The following is a 1,872-nucleotide window of genomic DNA, read 5'->3' as shown; positions in this document are numbered from 1 at the left end:
GGATTGTGGAGGTTGCGGCCGAGTTCAAGCCTGACGCGCTTATCCTCGATCCATTCGTCTCCACCCATGAGATCAACGAAAACGACAACGGCGCCATTCAACGAGTCGCTAGCTTGTGGGTCATGATTGCCGACAAGCTGAATTGCTCCATCGACCTAGCCCATCACGTCGTCAAGTCGGAGGGTCCAGTTACCGCGAACTCGGGCCGTGGGGGCGGCGCACTCAAGGACAAAGCCCGCATTGTCCGCGTCGTGAATCCAATGTCGGATGAACAGGCTGGCAAGTGGGGCGTGAAGTCTGCCGACCGCCGCGAATACTTCAGTGCGTCAATCGATAAGGGCAACCTGTCAAAAGTCGGCTCTGGTGGCTGGTATCACGTCGAAAGCGTGCCGCTGGGCAATGGGCGCGGTCCACTTCTGCCGCAGGAGCATGCGCCAGCTGTTAAGCGCTGGTATCCGCCAGACGCCGACCCGCTTGAAGTCGCAACCGCCAAAGTGGCCGATCTTGCCGAGGGAGAATTGCAGTCGATACTGATTGGCATCGCCAATCGCGATTGCCGGTACGATCCGCAATCGAAGGATTGGGCGGGGCATGAGGTTGGATATGTACTCGGCATCGATACAGCCGACAAACAAAACGCCGCGCGAAAGAAGGATATCCAAGGCCTGCTCGACGCCATGATCCTCGTTGGAATTTTGGAGAAAGAGAGCCGTAGAGACGCGATTGCAAGGCGCTCCGTTGACTACCTTAAAGTTGCAAAATCGTGAGAAGGCGCACTAGGCGCACCCCAGCGCACCATCAAAAAAATAGTTAGCGCTTTCAAGGACAACGCACCGACGCACCACCCCGTACCAGTAGGGTACGGAGGTGTGTGCAGACGAAATGCGCGCGCTAGGGCGCGCGAAAAAAGAACGAACCGACGATTTCTAAGAAACGAGGAGAACACACGATGAAAGCACAGCATGCAACGGCAGTGTTTAGCCCGCTCGTGAGCAGAAAGCCCTGAACTGATGACCAACGAAACTGTGGTTACAGAGTTGATCATCGACAGCCGGCAGGCCGAGCAGGGCTCGGCCGCCTATGTACGCGCGATGAAGGCAGCGCAGGCTGCCTACGATAAGACCATTGATCAGGCGAACGCAGCCACCGTCGCAATGGAAAAACAATCGACAGTGATGATTGGCACTGCTGGCGGAATCTCTTCCACTGCCAAAGCTTGGGACCGTTTCAAAGCCAGCGTTGATCCAGCCTTTGCGGCCACGCAGCAGATGGAACGTGCCCTGCTCAYGGCTGACGCCGCAGCCCGGAAGCTTGGCGTTGACCAGGCTGAAATCAACCGGGTTATGGACCTTGCGCGCGCGAAGCATCTTGGCGCTGCCGCTTCCTTGGGTACGGTGGGCACGGCCGCCCGTCTGACGTCCAACCAGATGCTCAACCTGTCCAGGCAGGGCAACGACGTTATCACCATGTTCGCACTCGGCGCTCCGCCGATGCAGATTTTCGCCAGCCAGGCCGGTCAGATTTTCGATGCGCTGGAAAGCGGTCCAATGGGGGCGATTGGTTCGCTCAAGGTGGTTGGCACAGCGATACTAAACTTCGTCACGACGCCACTAGGCGGTGTCTTGACCGCTGCCACGCTAGCGGGCGGAGCTATGGCTGCCTATGCCCTGGCAACTCGCAATGACATCAAGTCCGCAGACGAAGTGCTGAAGGGTCACAAGGCGCTCATCGATGAGATTGCCAAGGCTTATCCAGAGGCAGCTGCAGCGGCGAAGAAGTACGAGGACCAGGCGTCGCAGATGCCGAAGTCTGTGATTGCTGCCGACACTGCAGACAACGTTGCCGACGCACGGAAGACGCTCGACTCCCTTA

Annotated in this window: 2 protein-coding genes; both read left to right on the top strand. The window is 58.0% G+C overall.

The window, feature by feature from the left end:
* Positions 1-767, top strand: a 767-nt coding sequence (locus AC1DX0_RS35370) for an AAA family ATPase (protein WP_477359092.1), incomplete at its 5' end; no start/stop codon positions are given.
* A gap of 243 nt (positions 768-1,010) precedes the next feature.
* Positions 1,011-1,872, top strand: an 862-nt coding sequence (locus tag AC1DX0_RS35365; protein ID WP_477359089.1) for a phage tail length tape measure family protein, incomplete at its 3' end; no start/stop codon positions are given.

Source organism: Mesorhizobium sp. P3_A9 (assembly GCF_056402975.1).
The sequence above is the reverse complement of the archived record's forward strand: the minus strand, read 5'-3'. Positions and strand labels throughout refer to the sequence as shown.